General features: G+C 64.5%; 18 protein-coding genes. 15 read left to right on the top strand and 3 right to left on the bottom strand.

Going from position 1 to position 18,484, the window contains the following annotated elements:
• The first annotated feature begins 11 nt into the window (after window positions 1–11).
• The gene (locus tag ACQ4WN_RS15465) at window positions 12–1,472 is read left to right on the top strand and encodes a mannose-1-phosphate guanylyltransferase/mannose-6-phosphate isomerase (RefSeq protein WP_436552341.1); all 1,461 of its coding nucleotides are present in this window, start codon (window positions 12–14) and stop codon (window positions 1,470–1,472) included.
• 25 nt (window positions 1,473–1,497) lie between these two features.
• On the opposite strand, the gene ACQ4WN_RS15460 is transcribed toward ACQ4WN_RS15465, so the two are convergent.
• Window positions 1,498–2,085, bottom strand: coding sequence for a serine acetyltransferase (locus ACQ4WN_RS15460; protein WP_436552340.1), 588 nt, complete (start codon window positions 2,083–2,085; stop codon window positions 1,498–1,500).
• Window positions 2,086–2,377: 292 nt separating this feature from the next.
• On the opposite strand from ACQ4WN_RS15460, the gene ACQ4WN_RS15455 reads away from it, so the two are divergent.
• A complete protein-coding gene (locus tag ACQ4WN_RS15455) occupies window positions 2,378–3,400 on the top strand; it encodes a TIGR03790 family protein (protein ID WP_436552339.1) in 1,023 nt (340 codons plus the stop codon).
• A gap of 60 nt (window positions 3,401–3,460) precedes the next feature.
• Here ACQ4WN_RS15455 and ACQ4WN_RS15450 read toward each other — a convergent pair whose 3' ends face one another.
• On the bottom strand, window positions 3,461–4,291 hold the full coding sequence (locus tag ACQ4WN_RS15450) for a PEP-CTERM sorting domain-containing protein (protein WP_436552338.1): 831 nt from the start codon (window positions 4,289–4,291) through the stop codon (window positions 3,461–3,463).
• 450 nt (window positions 4,292–4,741) lie between these two features.
• Here ACQ4WN_RS15450 and ACQ4WN_RS15445 point away from each other — a divergent pair, with 450 nt between their 5' ends.
• Together ACQ4WN_RS15445 and ACQ4WN_RS15440 are read left to right on the top strand one after the other, a co-directional pair.
• Complete coding sequence (locus tag ACQ4WN_RS15445) at window positions 4,742–7,756, top strand: ExeM/NucH family extracellular endonuclease (protein WP_436552337.1); 3,015 nt, start codon at window positions 4,742–4,744, stop codon at window positions 7,754–7,756.
• Between the two features lie 10 nt (window positions 7,757–7,766).
• Complete coding sequence (locus ACQ4WN_RS15440; RefSeq protein ID WP_436552336.1) at window positions 7,767–8,396, top strand: NF038129 family PEP-CTERM protein; 630 nt, start codon at window positions 7,767–7,769, stop codon at window positions 8,394–8,396.
• Window positions 8,397–8,442: 46 nt separating this feature from the next.
• On the opposite strand, the gene ACQ4WN_RS15435 is transcribed toward ACQ4WN_RS15440, so the two are convergent.
• Window positions 8,443–8,805, bottom strand: a complete 363-nt coding sequence (locus tag ACQ4WN_RS15435; RefSeq protein ID WP_436552335.1) for a protease inhibitor I9 family protein — start codon at window positions 8,803–8,805, stop codon at window positions 8,443–8,445.
• Between the two features lie 271 nt (window positions 8,806–9,076).
• On the opposite strand from ACQ4WN_RS15435, the gene gspG reads away from it, so the two are divergent.
• The 11 genes from gspG to ACQ4WN_RS15380 are packed head-to-tail and all read left to right on the top strand — an operon-like array spanning window position 9,077 to window position 18,444.
• Window positions 9,077–9,520, top strand: a complete 444-nt coding sequence (gspG, locus tag ACQ4WN_RS15430; protein WP_436552334.1) for a type II secretion system major pseudopilin GspG — start codon at window positions 9,077–9,079, stop codon at window positions 9,518–9,520.
• A gap of 38 nt (window positions 9,521–9,558) precedes the next feature.
• Window positions 9,559–10,764, top strand: a complete 1,206-nt coding sequence (locus ACQ4WN_RS15425) for a type II secretion system F family protein (RefSeq protein WP_436552333.1) — start codon at window positions 9,559–9,561, stop codon at window positions 10,762–10,764.
• Window positions 10,761–12,467 carry a GspE/PulE family protein gene (locus ACQ4WN_RS15420; protein ID WP_436552332.1) on the top strand — a complete coding sequence of 569 codons (1,707 nt, stop codon included), beginning with the start codon at window positions 10,761–10,763 and terminating at the stop codon, window positions 12,465–12,467. Before ACQ4WN_RS15425 ends, ACQ4WN_RS15420 begins: the two co-directional genes overlap by 4 nt.
• On the top strand, window positions 12,460–13,278 hold the full coding sequence (locus ACQ4WN_RS15415) for a hypothetical protein (RefSeq protein ID WP_436552331.1): 819 nt from the start codon (window positions 12,460–12,462) through the stop codon (window positions 13,276–13,278). The genes ACQ4WN_RS15420 and ACQ4WN_RS15415 overlap by 8 nt, the downstream gene beginning before the upstream one ends.
• On the top strand, window positions 13,275–13,823 hold the full coding sequence (locus ACQ4WN_RS15410) for a ubiquitin family protein (RefSeq protein ID WP_436552330.1): 549 nt from the start codon (window positions 13,275–13,277) through the stop codon (window positions 13,821–13,823). Before ACQ4WN_RS15415 ends, ACQ4WN_RS15410 begins: the two co-directional genes overlap by 4 nt.
• Entirely contained in the window at window positions 13,820–14,383 is a 564-nt protein-coding gene (locus ACQ4WN_RS15405; RefSeq protein WP_436552329.1) for a hypothetical protein, read from the top strand. Before ACQ4WN_RS15410 ends, ACQ4WN_RS15405 begins: the two co-directional genes overlap by 4 nt.
• Window positions 14,380–14,901, top strand: coding sequence for a hypothetical protein (locus ACQ4WN_RS15400; RefSeq protein WP_436552328.1), 522 nt, complete (start codon window positions 14,380–14,382; stop codon window positions 14,899–14,901). The genes ACQ4WN_RS15405 and ACQ4WN_RS15400 overlap by 4 nt, the downstream gene beginning before the upstream one ends.
• Window positions 14,901–16,931, top strand: coding sequence for a secretin GspD/PilQ domain-containing protein (locus tag ACQ4WN_RS15395; protein ID WP_436552407.1), 2,031 nt, complete (start codon window positions 14,901–14,903; stop codon window positions 16,929–16,931). Before ACQ4WN_RS15400 ends, ACQ4WN_RS15395 begins: the two co-directional genes overlap by 1 nt.
• Entirely contained in the window at window positions 16,928–17,410 is a 483-nt protein-coding gene (locus tag ACQ4WN_RS15390) for a type II secretion system protein (protein ID WP_436552327.1), read from the top strand. The genes ACQ4WN_RS15395 and ACQ4WN_RS15390 overlap by 4 nt, the downstream gene beginning before the upstream one ends.
• 3 nt (window positions 17,411–17,413) lie before the next feature.
• Window positions 17,414–17,806 carry a type II secretion system protein gene (locus ACQ4WN_RS15385; protein WP_436552326.1) on the top strand — a complete coding sequence of 131 codons (393 nt, stop codon included), beginning with the start codon at window positions 17,414–17,416 and terminating at the stop codon, window positions 17,804–17,806.
• Window positions 17,807–17,811: 5 nt separating this feature from the next.
• The gene (locus ACQ4WN_RS15380; protein ID WP_436552325.1) at window positions 17,812–18,444 is read left to right on the top strand and encodes a type II secretion system protein; all 633 of its coding nucleotides are present in this window, start codon (window positions 17,812–17,814) and stop codon (window positions 18,442–18,444) included.
• Window positions 18,445–18,484: the final 40 nt, after the last annotated feature.

The following is an 18,484-nucleotide window of genomic DNA, read 5'->3' as shown; positions in this document are numbered from 1 at the left end:
GAAATGACACCATGAAAATTTATCCAGTCATCCTGTCCGGCGGTTCGGGCACCCGTCTCTGGCCGCTGTCGCGCGCCGTGCTGCCCAAGCAGTTGCTGCCGCTGGTAACGGACAAGACCATGCTGCAGGAAACAGCGCTGCGCGTGCTCAGCCTGCCCAACCGCCGTGCCGGTGATAGCGGACTGGCCGATGTCGACGTCATGCCGCCGCTGGTGGTGTGCGGCAATGAGCACCGCTTCATGGTGGCCGAACAGCTGCGCGAGATCGGCTTGCCGCCGCTGGGCATCCTGCTCGAACCGGTAGGGCGCAACACGGCGCCGGCCGTGGCCGTGGCTGCGAAATACCTGCTGGCCATCGACCCGCAGGCACTGATGCTGGTCTTGCCGGCCGACCATGTCATTACCGATGTGGCCGCGTTTCATCAGGCCATCGCCCAGGCGGCGCTGCTGGCGGCCGATGGCGCGCTGGCGACCTTCGGCATCGTGCCGACGGCGCCGGAAACGGGTTATGGCTACATCCGCAGCGGTGCGCCCGTGAGCCCCGGTGCCGTGGGCTGCAAGGTCGAGCGCTTCGTGGAAAAGCCGGACCTGGCCACGGCGCAGTCGTTCCTCGCCGCCGGTAATTATTTCTGGAACAGCGGCATGTTCATGTTCCGCGCCGAACGCTATCTGAGCGAGCTGGGGCAATTCCAGCCGGCCATGCTGGCCGCCAGCGAGGCCGCCGTGCGCGACGGCTACCGCGACCTCGATTTCTGCCGCCTCGAAGAGAAGGCCTTCGCCGCCTGCCCATCCGATTCGATCGACTATGCCGTCATGGAGCATACGGCGCATGCAGTGGTGTTGCCGGCCGCCATCGGCTGGAGCGATGTCGGTTCCTGGTCGGCCCTGTGGGAAGTGCAGCAGAAGCAGGGTGACGCCAACGGCAACGTGGTGCGCGGCGACGTATATCTCGATGGCGCCAGCAATTGCCTGGTGCGCGCCGAGCGCCGCATGGTGGCCGTGCTGGGCGTGCAGGACTTGATCGTGGTGGAAACGGACGACGCTGTCCTGGTGGCGCACAAGGACCAGGTGCAGCGCGTGAAACAGGTGGTCGATCACTTGAAGCAGGCGGGACGCAGCGAGCATGTGCAGCACCGCAAGGTGTACCGCCCGTGGGGCAGCTATGAAGGCATCGATATCGGCGAACGCTTCCAGGTCAAGCGCATCACGGTCAATCCTGGCGGCAAACTGTCGCTGCAGATGCACCATCACCGCGCCGAACACTGGGTGGTGGTCAGCGGCACGGCGCAAGTAACGTGCGGCGAGAAGGTGACCTTGTTGACGGAAAACGAATCGACGTATATCCCGATTGGCATGACGCACAGGCTGGAAAACCCGGGCAAGCTACCCTTGCACCTGATCGAGGTGCAGTCGGGCAGTTACCTGGGAGAGGACGATATCGTGCGCCTGGAGGACGTGTATCGGCGTGTCTGATGTGCGACTGGGGCTGTGCGGTGCACTACTCGTCAAGTGGCGCCGGATGCATGACGTCGGGAATGCAGTCGCTCTTGATGATTTTCCCGGGGTTTCCTGCAACGATGGAGTAGGGGGGGATGTTTTCGCTGACGACGGCGCCGCCCGCAATGCGGCTGCCGCGCCCGATAGTGATGCCGCCCGTGATGATCGCATGCGGACCGACCCACACTTCATCTTCCAGTGTCGGGTAGCCCGTCATGCGCTGTCCATCTGCGCTAATGCGGTCACGCCGACCTAGCGTTACACCATGAAATAATGTCACATTTCGGCCAATGACTGCGTCAGGACTCATGACCATTCCCCAGCCATGCGTCAGGGCAAATCCGGCCCCAATTTTTGTTTGCCAAGGGAAATCCACGCCGGCCATCGAGGCAGCGCATCGATGCAGCAGCTTGCATGCTGGCAGCAGCAACTTCCCCGCGCCTTTGGAATTGCGCGCTGCCTGGCAAAGCCGGGCCGTCGCCACCACCCGGAATGTGCGACTGCGTATCGCAGTCTGCAGCGTCAAGAGCGCGCTGCTGCGGCCATATTGACGATAGGTATCTGCCCGTAACTCCATCCATGCTGACATGCGTGCCCCAGTACATTAAAAAATAGTTTGATATAATTTTAGCAATTATAGCCGTATCCATATTGTTGTGCTGAACGAATAGTATTGTTAACCTATCGAACAATGAAACATACTTGTTCGATACATGCACAGTCAGACAGCAGGGGCACAGGGAAAAAACGCTGGAGTCCCCCTGTTTGGCGTGGACAGCGCTTTTTTTCGCCTGTCGATTGCATGGCGCTATAATCATTTGGCATAGCTGGCGGCTGCCACGTGGCGGCTTCGATTCCACCTCATCGGGCGAGATTCACCATTGCATAACTTTTTCTGTTTTTCGCTGGCGCTGGTCGCCTGCATCGCGCATGCCGAGGTGCCGCTTGAGGCGCCACGATTGCAGCCGTCGCAACTGGCCATCGTCATCAACGATGCCGAGCCGAATAGTATTGAAGTGGGTGAATATTACCGCAAGGCCCATGCCATCCCTGTGGCGAACGTTGTGCACGTGAAGATCCCCAACCGTCCGCCCAAGCTCAGCGCAGATCAGTTCGCGCAATTAAAGGAGCGCATCGAGGCCCAGCTGAAACCCGAGATCCAGGCCGTTCTGATGGTATGGAGCGCGCCATATGCCGTCGAATGCAATGCCATCACGTCCGCCTTCACCCTGGGCTATGACGGGGATCAATGTGCGAAGACCTGCGGCCCGGGCAAGCCGAGCGCGTATTTCAACAGCGACGTTGGCCAGCCCTACAGGCAGCTGGGCATGCGCTTGTCGATGCTCTTGCCTGTCGATTTCGTGGACGAAGCCAAGGCCGTGGTGGATCGCGGCTCGGTCATCGGCTTTTCCGTGCCGGCCGCCAGCGCTTATTACCTGACGACCAGCGATGCGGCACGCAATAGCCGTGCCGCTTTCTTTCCGCCGGCCGGCGTGGTGCGCCAGCGTAAGCTGACCATCAAGAACCTCAAGGCGGACAGCCTGGAAGGAGCGCAAGACATCATGGTGTACCAGACGGGTCTGGCCAAGGTGGCCAAGCTGGAGACGCTGCATTTCCTGCCCGGCGCCCTGGCCGACCACCTGACCTCGTTTGGCGGCGACTTGCAAGGCAGTAGCCAGATGAGCAGCCAGCGCTGGCTGGAGGCTGGTGCGACGGCCAGCTATGGCACCGTCAGCGAACCGTGCAACTATTGGCAGAAGTTTCCCAATCCGACCGTGCTGTTGCGCCGCTACCTGTCCGGCAGCACGGCACTGGAAGCGTATTGGGGCAGCGTGCTGTGGCCGGCCCAGGGCCTGTTTATCGGCGACCCGCTGGCGGCACCGTATGCGGGCTTCCGGCGTTGAAACCTGATTCTTACACGCAATAAAAAAAAGGCCCTCACGGGCCTTTTTCATGTTGGTGCGTTATTTGCACTTGCGGCGGCGTGCCAGGGCGACGAGGCCCAGTCCTGCCAGCAGCATGGCATAGGTTTCCGGTTCCGGCACGGCTGGAATCTCTGGCGTCACGCCCGGAATGTCTGGCGTCACGCCTGGAATGTTCGGCGTCACGCCCGGATTGTCTGGCGTCACACCTGGAATGTCTGGCGTCACCCCTGGAATGCTTGGCGTCACGGGGATGAAACTGCCGCCCGTGAAGCCGCCACCGGAACCGCCACTACCAACGCCACCGCCAGTGGCAGGCAAGCCTTCGCCGAGCGACGAGGAGAAGATCAGTGGAAGAGTGGTGTCGTCGCTGCGGCCCTGGTTGTACACACGGCCCGGGCCGCGGTATCCGGCGGCGTCATCGAAGGGACGGTTTTCTTCGGCGGCGACGAAATCGCGCGTGGCAACACGATAGTTGCGATCGCTGCTGGCGAGTGTCTGGCGCGGCTCGCTGGCGTCGGCATCGGCAGGCAACTGGCGCGTGGCCAGGCTGTTCGTATTATTGGCCGATGGGACCTTGCGGAATTCCTGGTCGGAGATTTTGCCGTCAAATTCCGGTGTCGTGTTCTTGCCGTCGCCGAGACGATTGCCGAAGCCGATGAAGCCGTTGGCCAGGCTGCAGGCACTGTAGGTGCCGTCCAGATTGGCATCTTTCGCATTGCCATTCGCGTCCTGCGTGCTTGCCTGGCAATTCTTTTCATTCTTTTGCGCAGACGGGGCCGTTTGCGCTTGGGCGCTGGCGCCGAATAGCATCAATGCTGCGGCCAGCAGCAAGGGACGGGAAGAGGCTGGCGTGAAAATTGCTGTTGGCATGATCGATCTCTCAAAAAGCATGGAAGGGTGCGTTGCTCAACGCGTGTATCCACATGCGATTGTCGTCACTCCTGTCCAGGCTACCTTTGCGAGCAAGGCCGGGAGTGCACTTCAAGGTCAGGCATGGATGGGGCCTGCACTACGGGGTCTGGTGTTGCCGTTCAATTCCTTATCAGGAACTAAACTTATTTGTTTGAATTTTATCATATTGTGCGGCCAAGTACGCGCCGGGATTGCTTTGTAAAGTCTGGCGTTGCGGGAAAGATACTGTTGGCATGCGGCCGCCAGCCTGGATTCGGGTTGAGCATTACTCCGTTTAGCTTAATTAAATGTCATCAACCCGTCATGCGGGCTGTTTAGTATGTAAATCATAAGTTCGTCATCAATTTGTCAAGACCAGCCTGCCAGCGCCAGCCCAGGCTGGCTCACACTTAACTGACCAGGAAAACCATGAATTTCCACCTTGCCGCCGCGTCCATCCCGCCCTTGTCCCTGCGTAAACCGTTGCGCCTGACGGTCATGGCCGCTGTGCTGGCCAGCCTGTCCCTGCCAGCCTTGGCTGCCTCCGATGTCGTCATCAGCCAGGTGTATGGTGGCGGCGGCAACACGGGTGCCGTGTACCGCAACGATTTTATCGAGCTGTTCAACCGCGGTGCCAGCCCCGTCAACCTGAGCAACTGGAGCGTGCAATACGCGTCCGCCGCCAATACGAGCTGGTCCGTGACGGCCTTGCCGGCTATCGAATTGCAAGCTGGCCAGTATTTGTTGGTCCAGCAAGCCAAGGGCACGGGCGGCACGCAAGACTTGCCCACGCCGGACGCCACGGGCAGCCTGGCCTTGTCGGGCACGGCGGGCAAGGTGCTCTTGAGCAATGCCAAGACGGCGCAAACGGGGGCCAGCCCCACGGGCGCGGCCGTCATCGACCTGGTCGGTTTTGGCACGGCCAATGGCTTTGAAGGTGCCGTGGCGCCCGCGCCGTCGAATACCCTGTCGATTGCGCGCGCGAATGGCGGCTGCGGCGACACGGACGACAACAGCGTGGACTTCGCCACCGGCAGCGTGACGCCGCGCAATACGGCTTCGCCGCTGCATGTGTGCGGCGGCCCCGTCGTGCACCAGATCGTCACCAGCTGCCCGGCCAGCCTGGCCCTGGCCGTGGGCAATGGCGGCAGCGCCGTGTTGCGCGCTTCCGACGTGGATGGCGTCGTGACTGCCGCCAGCGTGACGTCGCCCGCCGTGGCCGGCATCAGCCTGGCCAGTTTCAGCGCAGCCGGCGTGGCGGGCGAGAGCGCCACGGCCAGCCTGCTGGTGGCCGCTGGCGTGCCGGTGGGCAATTATCCCGTCATCGTCAGCTTCAGCAATGACCAGCAGCAAAGTGCCAGCTGCAAGATTGACGTCGCGGTGCAAGGCCTGGCCGCCATCAGCCACACGATTCCGCAAATTCAGGGATCGGGCGCGGCCAGTCCCTACGCCAATTCCGTGCAAACGACCGAAGGCGTGGTCACCCTGAAGGTGGGTACCGGTTTCTTCCTCCAGGACATGGCCGGCGATGGTGATCCGTCAACCTCGGACGGCATCTTTGTCTACACGGGCACGACCGTTACCACCGTGCAGCCGGGCGAACTGGTGCGCGTGACGGGCACGGTCTTCGAATACACGCCCACGGGCGCGAAACATTCCTATACGGAATTGAAAGATGTGACGGCCATCCTCACGCAAAGCGGAGGCCACAGCATCGTGCCCACGAATGTGACCTTGCCGAACGACAAGCTGGCCGCCGTGGAAGGCATGCTGGTGCGCTTCACGCAACCGTTGAGCGTGTCGCAAAACGCCTACCTGGGCGCGCGTGGCGAACTGACCCTGTCGGCGGGACGGCGCGAAGTGCCGACCAACCGCCATCCGGCCGGCTCGATTGAGGCGCAAGCCTTGATCGCGGCCAATGCGAACAATCTGATCGTGCTCGATGATGGCATTTTCGTCACGCCGCCCAGCATTCCGTACATCGGCCAGGATGGCACCGTGCGCAGCGGCGACACGGTTGCCGACCTGACGGGCGTGGTGGATTTTGGCGCCATCGGCGGTGGCGGCGCCGCATACAAATTGCAGCCGACGCAGCTGCCGCAGTTTTCGCGCGACAATCCGCGTGGCGGCGCGCCGGAATTGGTCGCAGGTAACGTCAAGGTGGCCAGTGCGAATGTGCTGAATTTCTTCACGACCTTTACGAATGGCAACAATATCTTTGGCCAGACGGGGCAGGGCTGCACCCTGGGCTCGTCTAGCAGCAAGAGCAATTGCCGGGGCGCCGACAACCTGGCCGAGTTCGAGCGCCAGCGCGACAAGATCGTGGCCGAGCTCAAGGCCATCGATGCGGACGTGGTGGGTTTGATGGAAATCCAGAACAATGGCGAAACGGCCGTCACTTACCTGGTCGAGCAACTGAACGCGGCCATCGGCGGCGTCAAGTATGCCGTGGTGCCGAAACCGGTCGCCACGGGCACGGACGCCATCCGCGTGGCCATGATCTACAAGCCAGCCAGGCTGGGGCTGGTGGGCGGTGCCTTGTCGGATGCCAACGCCATCAACAACCGTCCACCGATGGCGCAAACCTTTCAGGCGGGCAATGGCGAAAAATTCTCGCTGGTCGTCAATCACCTGAAGTCGAAGGGCAGTTGCCCTGCCAGTGGGCCGGACGCGGACCAGAACGATAGCCAGAGCTGCTGGAACGCCACCCGCGTGCAGCAGGCCCAGCGTCTGGTGGGCAGCTTCGTGCCGCAGGTGGCTGCCGCCGCCGGCGACCCGGACGTGCTGGTCATCGGTGACTTGAATTCGTATGGCGCGGAAGATCCGATCCAGCGCATCACGGGTGCCGGCTTCGTCAATGAACTCGAGCGTTTCGTGCGGCCGTCCGGCATGCCGTACTCGTACGTGTTCGGCGGCCTGAGCGGCTACCTCGACCATGCGCTGGCCAGCGCCTCGCTGAGCCCGCAAGTGGCCGGCGTCGCCGAGTGGCATGTGAATGCGGACGAGCCGGAAGTGATCGACTACAACATCGATGCCGCCAAGCCGCAAGACCTGTACAACGCCTTGCCCTACCGCGCCTCGGACCACGACCCTGTCGTCATCAGCCTGGATTTGCAGCCCGCCTACCGCGACATCACGGCCGGCGTAGCGCAAGCCAGTTCCGGCCTCACGTATAACCGCGTGACGCAAAAGTACACGGGCACGTTCTCGTTCACCAACACAGGCAGCAGTGCGCTGGCCGGCCCGTTCCAGGTGGTGTTCGGCGGTTTGCCGTCCGGTGTGAGCCTGGCGAATGCCACGGGCAGCCATGCAGGCGCCGCGTATGTCACCGTCAACGGGGCCAGCCTGGCGCCGGGCGTGACGGCCTCGTTTGCCGTCAGTTTCATCAATCCGTCGAAAGTGACGATCCATTATTCCGCCAGCGTTTACGCCGGCAACTTCTAAGGACACCATCATGTTGACAACGACATTCCATCTGACCATGCGCCGCGCCATCCTGGCCGCCGTGCTGGCTGCCAGCTCCAGCCTGGCGCTGGCGGACCCGCTCGGCTACCACGTGGAAATCGACACCAGCGCGTTCTCGGGCGCCGGTTTTCTCGATTTCTCCTTTATCGCGGGCAACAGTCCCGCGCCGGGCGCCAGCGCCACCTTGAACAATTTCTCGGGGGCGTACGGCGCACTGGCATCGCAGGAAGGCAGCGTCAGCGGCAGCTTGCCCGGCACTTTGACCTTCGGCAATAGCGGTGCCTACAACGACTGGTTTCACAACGTGACCCTGGGTGGCAAGTTCGGCTTCAACATCGTCTTTGGCGGCGACTTCCTGAATACGGCCGGCAACGCGGGCACGACGTTTGGCGTGGGCTTGCTTGATGCCACGGCCACCTCCTACCTGGGCAATGCAAATGGCAACTTGCTGCAATTCGAGTTGACCCCGCTCAACGGCGGTTTGCCCGCCAGCATTGCCGGCAGCACCTACGCCAGCATCGCGACGATCTCGGCCGTGCCGGAAGCGTCGGAATGGATGATGCTCACGGGTGGCCTGGCGCTGATCGGTTTTGCTCTGCGCCGCCGCCACACCGTGTGAGCCTTGCGGCACGGCGCACGTCGGTGCGTCATGTCATTGCGCGGACTTAATGTTGCGGGGCGGGTCCGCTGCCCCGGTGCGTGCCGCCGTCGTTGACATGCTCTTCGGTATCGGGCGAGACCCGCGCGACGAGGGGACTGGCGCGCAGGCGCTTGACTTCGGCCGGTGAGAGCAGGGCGGAAAAGCCGTGCAGGGCGGTCGTGTAGCGGTATTGCACGGTGGCGTCAGGCACTAGCGCCAGCACGGCGCGCTGCCGTTCTGCGCGCCGGGCCGCATCGCCATCAGCCTGCGGCGCCTGCGGTGTGGCTGCTAATTGCACAATGTAGGCGTGGCGCGGGGGCGCCGCCGGCGCGGCAGGCAAGATACAGGCGCTGGCCAGGATGGCAAAGCTCAGGCGGAAGGCCGGCATGGATGCTCCTCGGTGCGTGGTGGCGGCATGGCCACTCATGCGCCGATTGTACGCGCGCCACGCGGCGGCGCAAGCGGCGCGCGACTTGCGTTAGTGCACACTCGATGGTTTCCCCGGATTTTTGTTGTTTTCAGTACAAATAAAAGATTGTATTAAGCATAAGTGGCATGGTAGCCTGCTATGCATCAGGCAAGCACGCGCCGCCTGTGCGCAGCCACCAGCGGTGCACATGGCGGCAATGTATTGAAGGTAGGCAATAAGGAGTTACCGGATGCATGCAGCTCACAGGCAGAACTTTGCGGCGACGCGCCATGCGCGTGGCTTTACATTGCTCGAACTGTTGGTCGTGATCGTGATCATCGGCTTGCTGGCGGCCTATGTCGGCCCCAAGTATTTCGCCCAGCTGGGCAAATCGGAAGTGACGGTGGCCAAGGCACAGATCGAAGCGTTTGAAAAATCGCTCGACACCTACCGCCTCGACGTGGGACGTTATCCCACGACGCAAGAGGGCCTGGCCGCGCTGCTGGTCGCGCCGCCCGCCGCCGGCACGCGCTGGAATGGCCCCTACCTGAAAAAGGCCGTGCCGCTCGACCCTTGGGGCCATGCCTATCAATATCGCGCGCCCGGCAGCAAGGGCGAATATGACATCGTCTCCATGGGCAAGGATGGCCAGGCGGGCGGCAGCGGCGAAAATGCCGACATCAGCTCGCAATAAGGCCAGCGCGCCCACTCTTTCGCCACGGACAAGCCATCATGCAGTTTGAAGTACGCGCGCTTTCCACAGACCAGGCAGTCGCCACCTTGCAAACCTGCGTGATCGATGGCCGCGATGAAGCCGACGCGCGTCGCCAGGCCGAGGCGCGCGGACTGTTCGTCAGCGCCATCCGCCCCCTGCGCGCCACGCCGTTCAGCGCAGCCGGGCGCCAGCGCGCGCGGGCGATGCCCCTGGTGCTGTTCAGCCAGGAATTGCTGGCCTTGCTCTGTGCGGGCCTCGGCATCGTCGAGGCGCTGGAAGCCTTGCTGGAAAAGGAAGCGTCGCCGGCCACGCGCAGCGTGCTCACGCGCCTGCTGGAAGGCTTGCGCGAAGGCAAACGCTTTTCCGCCGTCCTGGCGGAGCAGGCCGAACTGTTTCCCCCTCTGTATATCGGCATCGTCAAGGCGGCCGAGGGCACCAGCGACTTGCCGCGCGCGCTGTCGCGCTACATCGACTACCAGCAGCGCATCGATACGGTGCGTGGCAAGATCGTCAGCGCCGCCATCTATCCCGCCATCCTGCTGGCCGTGGGTGGCGGCGTCAGCGTCTTCCTGATCAGCTATGTGGTGCCCCGTTTCGCCGAGGTCTATCAGGGCGCCGGGCGCAACCTGCCGTGGATGTCGCAAGTGATGCTCAGCTGGGGCCAGTTCGTCACGCAGCATGGCGTGCTGCTGTTGCTCGGGCTGGCGCTCATCGGCAGCGTCGTATTTGCCGCCGTGCGGCGCGTGCTGCGCCATGGCGGCGTGGCGCGCCTGCTGGCGAAGTTGCCCGGCATCGGCGAGCGCGTGCGCATCTATGAACTGTCGCGCCTGTACCTGACCCTGGGCATGCTGGCCGAAGGCGGCATCACCATCGTGCAGGCGATTACCACCGTGCAAGCGATGGTTTCGCCGGGCATGCAGGCATCCTTGCAAGGCGCGCGCGGCGCCATCGAGGCGGGCCAGCCCCTGTCGTCCGCGTTTGAGCAATATCAACTGACCACGCCCATTTCCCTGCGCATGCTGCGCGTGGGCGAGCGCACGGGCGACATGGGCCCCATGCTGACGCAGTCGGCCGCCTTTTACGACGGCGAAATCAGCCGCTGGATCGACCGTTTTACGCGCACTTTCGAACCCTTGCTGATGGCCGCCATCGGCCTGGTCGTGGGCGCTATCGTGATCTTGCTGTACATGCCCATCTTTGACCTCGCCGGCGACATTTCATGATGCAAACCGCTGCCGAATCCACTGTGCCCAGCGTGGCCATCGACCCTGCGCTGCTGCAGCGCGCGCGCGCCCTGTGCCGGCAATCGAAGCGCAGCCTGGTCGAGGAATTGCAGCAGCTGAGCGGCATCGAGGCGCGCGCCGTGGTGCGCGAGCTGGCGCGCCCGTTCGCCCTGGAGGTGCTGGAAACGGCCGACATGCTGGCGTTTTCTCCCGCCTTCGACCTGCTGCCGCTGTCGCAGGCGCTGGCGCGCCACAGCGTGCTGCTGCGCGCCGCCGACGGCCAGCTGGTGGGCGTGATCGCCGACCCGTTCGACCTCGACCTGCAAACCTGGCTCAGTGCGCGCGCCGGGCAGGGCGTCTTGAACGTGCGCCTGGCGCTGCAGGCCGACATCGGTGCCTACCTGTCGAAGCAGGAAGAGTCGGCGCGCGCCGTCGACAGCCTGCTGCCCGGCGCCGCCACTGACGCGCGGCGTGATGGCAAGACGGCCGCCGTGCTGTCGTTCGCCAGCGTCTCGGAAGCGGCCAGCCCGGCCGTCAAGCTGGTCAATTCGACTTTATATGACGCGCTGAAGGCGGGCGCCTCGGACATCCACCTGGAAAGCACGGCCGGCGGCCTGGCCGTCAAGTACCGGGTCGACGGCGTGCTCGATCACGCCACGTCCGTCAACGGCATCGAAGTGGCCGAACACATCATCTCGCGCCTGAAAGTGCTGGCCGAACTCGATATCGCCGAGCGCCGCGTGCCGCAGGACGGCAGCTTCCGGGTCGAGTCGGGCGGGCGCGAAATCGATTTGCGCGTCTCCATCATGCCCAGCATCCATGGCGAGGATGCCGTCATCCGCATCCTCGACAAGCGCGCGATGATCGAGGCGTATGGTGCCCTGACCCTCGAAGCGCTGGGCTTTGACGCGCCGTCGCTGCAAGCCTTGCGCGCGCTGGCGCAGGAAGCCTACGGCATGCTGCTCGTCACCGGTCCCACGGGGTCGGGCAAGACCACGACCCTGTACGCGGCGCTGACGGAAATCCACAACGGGCGCGAAAAGATCATCACCATCGAAGATCCCGTCGAATACCAGCTGCCCGGCATCCTGCAAATCCCCGTCAACGAAAAGAAGGGGCTGACGTTTGCCAAGGGCTTGCGCTCGATCCTGCGCCACGACCCCGACAAGATCATGGTGGGCGAAATCCGCGACCGCGAAACGGCGGAAATCGCCGTGCAGTCGGCCCTCACTGGCCACCTGGTGCTCACCACCGTGCACGCGAATAATGTCTTCGACGTGTTTGGCCGTTTTACCCACATGGGCATCGATCCGTATGCGTTTGTCTCGGCCCTGAACGGCATCTGGGCGCAGCGGCTGATCCGCACCAACTGCCCCCATTGCGCCACCGGCTACACGCCGGACGATCTGGAACTGGCCAGCGTGGGCCTGGCGCGCGCCGACGTTGATGAGTATGAATTCAAGCAGGGCAAGGGCTGCGGCGATTGCCGCGGCACGGGCTACAAGGGACGCCGCTCGATCGCCGAGATTCTCGTGCTGACCGATGAAATTCGCGAACTGATCGTCGATAAAAAACCGATCCGCCAGATCAAGGCGGCAGCGTATGCGAACGGCACGCGCAGCCTGCGCCTGGCGGCGCTGGAACTGGTCAAACGGGGCGCCACCACCATCACGGAAATCAAGAGGGTCACCCTGCATGCGTAAAGGTTTTGGACAAGGTTTGCGCCTGGGCGTGGCGTCGGGCACAGTGAGCCTGTGGCGCAGCAGCCGCTGGCGCGCGCCCGCCTGGACGCCGCTGGGCGAAGCTGCGTATGTACCCGATGGCACGCTGCATGGCGACTTCGCAGCCCTGGGACAGGCATTGGAACAGCTGCTGCCGGCGGGGCAATACGCGGGCTGGCCACTGTCCGTGGTGCTCGACGATGGGTTGGCGCGCCTGTGGCAAGTGGACATGCCGCAAGGCGCCGCGCGCCTGGCCGATATCGAGGCGGCCGCCGCGCTGCGCTTCCAGTCGCTGTACGGCGATGCGCCAGGCCTGTGGCACAGCAGCAGCGCCTGGGATGCGCGCGCGCCGTTTTTCTGTGCCGTGCCGCGCGCGTTGCTGGCGCAGCTGACCCGCGTGGCTGCTGCGCGCAAGCTGGTCCTGATTTTCATCACGCCGCAATTCGCGCGCCACTGGAATCGCTGGAACGGTGCGTTCACACCGTGCGCCTGGTTTGGCCAGCTGCAGGAGCACACCTTGACCCTCGGCGTGCGGCACGATGGCTGCCTGCGCGCCGTGCGCGCGCTTCCCGTGCCACCGGGCGCGGGCCGGGACTGGCTGCTGCAGGCGCTGGCGCGCGAGGCGCTGCTGCAAGGCGTGCCCTCACCGGCGCTGCTGCAGCTGTGCGGCGCGCCGCCAGCGGGCTGGCTGGCGCCGGCTGCAGCGTTCCACTGCCAGGTTTTTTCCACGCCAGACGGGGACGGCGCGTTGTCGCCGGGCGCCCGTCTGGCCCGCAGCGGAGGCGTGGCATGACGCGCCTCGATATCGATTTTGCGCCATCAAGCTGGCGCCGCAGCCTGCATCGCGTGCCCGCGTGGGCGTGGTGCGTTGGTGCGCTGGGCGTGGCGCTGAGCGTCACGGCAGCGTACAGCGGCAGCGTCGCGCTGCAGCGCCAGCAGGCAAGCGAGGCACGCTGGCATCTGGCGCAGCAGCGCGTGATGACCGCCACGCAGGGGCCGGTGCCGACACCGCAAGTACCCATTGCGCCCGCGCAGGCGGCGGCCGTGAATGCCGCCATCCTGCAATTGAATTTGCCGTGGCGCGACGTGCAGGATGCGCTGGCCAGCGCCACGCCGCCCGGCATCGCGCTGCTGGCGCTGGAACCGGATGCGCGCAAGCGCGTGCTGAAGATCACGGCCGAGACGACCGGCAGCGACGCCATGGTGGCCTACATCGCGCAATTGAAGCAGCAGGAGCTGTTCGGCACCCGCGTGCAGCTGCTGCGTCATGAAATCAATGCGCTCGATCCGAACAAACCGCTGCGCTTCCAGCTGGAAGCCGTTTGGGGCACGCCATGATGGCCATCGACATCAGCCTCTTGCGCCTGCGCGCGCAACTGCTGCTGCGCCGCGCGGGCGCGCCCGCCTGCCTGGCCGTGGTCCTGCTCGTGCTGGGCATGGCCACCTGGGCCTGGGCCTGGCAGCAGCGCGTCGTGGCGGCGCAGCTGGAAGCGCGGCCCTTGCCGCAGCCATCGCTGGCCGTGGCGGCCGTGGCACCGCCGGCGACGGCCAGCGAAAACCTGGCGCGCTTTTATGCCACCCTGGGACAGCAGCGCCACGCGGAGCAGCAGGTCAAGCAGCTGTTCGACCTGGCCGCGAAAAACGGCCTCGTGCTGGCGCAGGGCGAATATAAAAACGGCTACGACAAGGCCAGCCGTGTCGCCACCTGGCAGGTGACCTTGCCGTTGAAGGGCAGTTATGCGGCCGTGTGGCAGTTCGCGCTGCAAGCGCTGCGCGCGGCCCCCTTTGCCTCGCTCGACGAACTGAGTTTTCGCCGCGAGCAGATCGCCGATACCGAGCTCGAAGCGCGCGTGCGCCTGACATTTTATTTGGCTGACAGCGCGGGAGAGGCGCCATGACCCCGCGCCATAGTCTCATGCTGGCCGGCGTGCTGGGTGCCGGCGCCTTGCTGCTGTTCGGCGAGCGCCAGCCCGTGGCCGACGTGGCCGAGGCGGTGGAGCGGGTCGTCGTGCCGGCGCGCCATGCAGCCGCCAGGGCGCAGGCCGCGCAGCCGGTCATCGTGGCGCTGCTGCCGCGCAGTGAAGTGGCGGGCGAGGATGGCGATACCTTTGGCGGCGCCGGTGGTGTCTTCCAGAGCCAGAACTGGACCCCGCCGCCACCGAAAATGGCCGTGACCGCCGCGCCGCCGCCACCGGCGCCGATGGCGCCGCCACTGCCTTTCGTCTATCTGGGCAAGGCGGCCGCCGACGGCGCCTGGGAAGTGTTCCTGTCGCGCGCCGACAAGACGTATATCGTGCGCGCCAATACCGTCATCGATGGCGCCTACAAGGTCGTGACGATCGCGCCGCCCGTCATGACGCTCACTTATCTGCCGTTGAACCAGGTTCAGCAGCTCAACATTGGAGTACTCGATTGATGTCTCGTTCCTTTTCATCGGCGCCGTTGCTGGTGTTGCTGGTGCTGCTGGCCGGCTGCGCCGGGCAGCAAGCCTACCGCGACGGGCGCGAACTGATTGCGCAAGATCACATCCCGGCCGGCCTGCAAAAGCTGCAGGAAGCACTGCAGCAAGACCCCGGTAATGCGCAATACCGCAGCGCCTGGCTGCAGGCGCGCGAACGGGCCACGGGCACCCGCTTGCAGCAGGCCGAGCGCCTGGCGCAAGCGGGGCAGGGCGAGCAGGCGCGCGCGGGCTTTCTGAGCGTGCTGGAAATCGATGCGCAAAACGAGCGGGCCAACAGCGGCTTGCGCGCGCTCGAGCGCGCGCAGCGCCAGGGCAAATTGCTGGCGGATGCACGCACGGCGTTGGAGGCGAAACAATACGACCCGGCGCGCCAGCGCCTGAACGCCATCCTCACCGAGCAGCCGAACCATGCGGGCGCGCGCGCGCTGCTGCGCGAGGTCGATGAAAAGACGGCGCCGCCCATCGTCGAATCGGGCCTGGCCAGGTCGTACAAACAGCCGATCACCATCGAGTTTCGCGACGCGCCTTTAAAGCAGGTGTTTGAGCTGATCGCGCGCCGCTCCGGCCTCAATTTCGTCTTCGACAAGGACGTCAAGGCCGACGCGAAAACCTCGATCTTCCTGAAGAACAGCACGGTGGAATCGGCCGTCTACTTCCTGCTGGTGACGAACCAGCTGGAGCAGCAGGTGATGGATGCGAACACCATTTTGATCTACCCGAATGTGGCGGCCAAGCTGAAGGAATACCAGGAAGTGCTGGTGAAAACCTTCTTCCTGGCCAATGCGGACGCCAAGCAGGTGGCCAACACGCTCAAGACCATCCTCAAGACGCGCGACGTGGTGGCCGATGAAAAACTCAACCTCGTCATCGTGCGCGACACGCCCGAGGCGATCCGCCTGGCCGAGCGCCTGATCGCGCTGCAGGACGTGCCCGAGGCGGAAGTGGTGCTGGAGCTGGAAATCCTCGAAGTCAAGCGCAGCCGCCTGCTGGAACTGGGCGTGGCCTGGCCAGCGAGCCTGACGCTGACGCCGCTTTCCACGTCGGGCGGGATGGGTCTGACCATCAATGACCTGAATAAGCTGAACCAGCGCAGCATCGGCGTGAGCGACCTGTCCGTGACGGCCAACCTCAACAAGACGGACGGCGATGCGAACATCCTGGCCAATCCGCGTATCCGCGTGCGCAACCGGGAAAAGGCGAAATTCGTCATCGGCGACAGGGTGCCCGTGGTGACCACCACCATTTCGCCGGGCACGGGCGGCTTTGCTTCGGAATCGGTCAGCTACCTGGACGTGGGCTTGACGGTGAACGCCGAGCCGACCATCTATTTGAACAATGAAGTGGGCATCCGCATCTCGCTGGAAGTGAGCAACCTGGGCGCGGCCACCACCACCAGGAGCGGTTCGACCCTGTACCAGATCGGCACGCGCCAGGCGTCGACCATGCTGCAGTTGAAGGATGGCGAAAACCAGGTACTGGCGGGCCTGATCAACAATGAAGAGCGCAGCTCGGGCAACAAGGTGCCTGGCCTGGGCGACATTCCCGTGCTGGGACGCCTGTTCGGCAGCAGCAAGGACGACAGCCAGAAGACGGAAATCGTGCTGTCAATCACGCCGCACCTGGTGCGCACGGTGCAGCGTCCGGAGGCGAAGGAATCGGAATTCTCGGCCGGCACGGAAGGCAGCTTCCGCCGCCGTCCCGACATGGCGGCCAAGGCGCCCACACAAATGCCAGGCACGCTGATCGTGCGTTCCGGACCGTCGGCAGTCGGCATGCAGCCGGCGCCCGCGCAGCCGCTGATGGCGCCTGGCCAGGTGCCGCCGATCTTGCCACAGACATTGCCGCAGAGCGTGCCCGCGCCGGAAGTGGCGCCATCGCCCGAGCCGGCCGCATCGCCCCTGCCGATATCGCCTGGCCAGCCCGCGCCGTTGCAGGCGGCGCCCTTGCCGCTGTCGTCAAGCCAGCCGGTGCCGGTCGCCAAATGAGACTGGCGCGCACGCACGGCGGTTTTACGCTGATCGAGCTGCTGGTAACGCTGGCCATCCTGGGCGTGCTGGGCACGCTGGTGGTGCCCGTCACGCAGGTGGCCATGCAGCGGCGCCAGGAGCAGGACTTGCGGCGCGCTCTGCGCGAGATCCGCCAGGGGCTCGACGCTTATAAGCGGGCCGGCGACGAGGGCCGCATCCTGCGTGCGCCAGACGCCAGCGGCTACCCGAAAAGCCTGGAATTGCTGGTCGAGGGCGTGCCGGACCAGCGCAACCCGAAGCGCAGCAAGCTGTTTTTCCTGCGCCGCGTGCCGCGCGACCCGTTCCACGCAGACGCGGGCTTGAGCGATGCGCAAACGTGGGGCAAGCGCAGCTACGCCAGCGAGGCGGCCGAGCCGCGCGAAGGCGACGATGTGTACGATGTGTATTGCACGTCCGGCAAGACGGGCTTGAACAACGTGCCTTACCGTCTATGGTGAACCATGGCTGCTGACATCCTTCCTGCCCGCGCGCGCGGCTTTACCCTGATCGAATTGCTGGTGGTGCTTGGCATCGTGGCACTGCTGCTGACCCTGGCCGTGCCCCGTTACTTTCCCAGCCTCGACAAGGCAAAGGAAACCGTGTTGGCAGACAACTTGCGCAACCTGCGCATGACCATCGACCAGTTCCACGGCGATACGGGCCGCTATCCCGATACTTTGGAGCAATTGGTGGAAAAGAAATACCTGCGTGCCATGCCCATCGACCCCATTACGGACAGCGACAGCAGTTGGCGCATCGTGCCGCCGCCCGACGACACGCAGGGCCAGGTATATGACGTGAAAAGCGGCGCGCCCGGCAAGGACCGCAGCGGCACGCCGTTTGCCGACTGGTAGCGGCGATGCCTTGTTCTGCGCGCCGCCAGCGCGGTTTTACCTACCTGGGCCTGATCATCGTGGTGGCCATCCTCGGCCTGGTGGGCGCGGCTGGTCTGAAGATGGGCTCCTTGCTGCAGCGCCAGGCTGCCGAGCAGGAATTGCTCGACATCGGCGCGCAGTTTGTCGATGCGCTGCAGAGCTACGCGGGCGCCACGCCTGCCGGCCAGCCGCAGCAGCCGCCGAATCTGGCCGCCTTGCTGCGCGACCCCCGCTTTCCGCAGGTGCGCCGCCATTTGCGCAAGCTGTATGTCGACCCCATCACTGGACGCGCCGAGTGGGGCTTGCTGTACCAGCCTGGCAGCCAGGGCATCATCGGCATGCATAGCCTGTCGTCGTCCGCGCCTTTAAAAGTGGGCAATTTCGAGGCCCGCTTCACTGGCTTCGAAGGCAAGTCGCAGCTGTCCGAGTGGCAGTTTGTCGTCGGCGGCCCCGTGCCGCCGGCAGGGCTGGCGCTGGTGCCGGCAGACACAGCCGCGCCGCCGGCCTTGTTTCCCCGTGCTGCGCCAGCACCCGTCGTGCCCAAACCCGCGCCGCCCGAGGTGCCGGAACCGGAGGAAGAGGCTGGCGCGCAGCAGGAAGCAGCCAATCCGCTGTAACCATAAGTCAATCGAGAGCGATACGGCGAGAACTATTTTC

It is taken from the genome of Janthinobacterium pasteuri (assembly GCF_051380775.1).
Classification (GTDB): Bacteria; Pseudomonadota; Gammaproteobacteria; order Burkholderiales; family Burkholderiaceae_D; genus Janthinobacterium.
The sequence above is the reverse complement of the archived record's forward strand: the minus strand, read 5'-3'. Positions and strand labels throughout refer to the sequence as shown.